This is a genomic window from Bacteroides caecigallinarum (genome assembly GCF_021531075.1).
GTDB classification, from domain to species: Bacteria; Bacteroidota; Bacteroidia; order Bacteroidales; family Bacteroidaceae; genus Phocaeicola; species Phocaeicola caecigallinarum_B.
This window is the reverse complement of the sequence record NZ_JADYTJ010000150.1, coordinates 1-564: the sequence shown is the minus strand read 5'-3', so window position 1 is coordinate 564 and position 564 is coordinate 1. Positions and strand designations below refer to the sequence as shown.

1 protein-coding gene is annotated in these 564 nt (G+C 47.3%); it reads right to left on the bottom strand.

From position 1 onward, the window contains the following. Window positions 1-535, bottom strand: a 535-nt coding sequence (locus I6E11_RS14815) for a ParA family protein (protein ID WP_235338849.1), incomplete at its 3' end; no start/stop codon positions are given. Window positions 536-564: the final 29 nt, after the last annotated feature.

Here is a 564-nt window from a genome sequence, read left to right as displayed (position 1 = left end):
TTGAAGTACGGCTGTCCATACGGTTCCAGAATAAACGTATGTCCTTCAGGGGAGCTTCCGGATGCTGTCCGATAAAATCCTGAACGGTCGATACAAAGGAAAGGCTGCTCTGCATGACCATACGGTCCTTTACAATGGGAGTAAAGATAAAATCCATGTTCATGACGGACTCGAATACACCACGGGAGTTCACCGTTCCGGGAAGATCGAAGAATATCAGGTCATAGTCGCCTTCCAGTTTGCCGGAAATCTCTGCGGCTGCCTCCGGCGTGGAAGTGACGATCGGATAGGCCTTACGGGAACCGTCTTCAAACTGACGGCAGAAAAGCCGTTGGTGATACTCGCTTTTCTCAAGGTTCTTCAAATCCCTTCCCCTTAGTTTTTCCAGACTGAACTGTGGATAGTCACAGTCAACGACAGCAACTTTCAGACCTTTTACATAATTAAAATAACTGGCAAGAACCGCTGTTACCGTGGACTTGCCCACACCGCCTTTCTGATTGCTGAAGGCGACAAGAATCGGACGTTTGTTCATACCTTTTGTTTTTGGGGTTAATATTCACT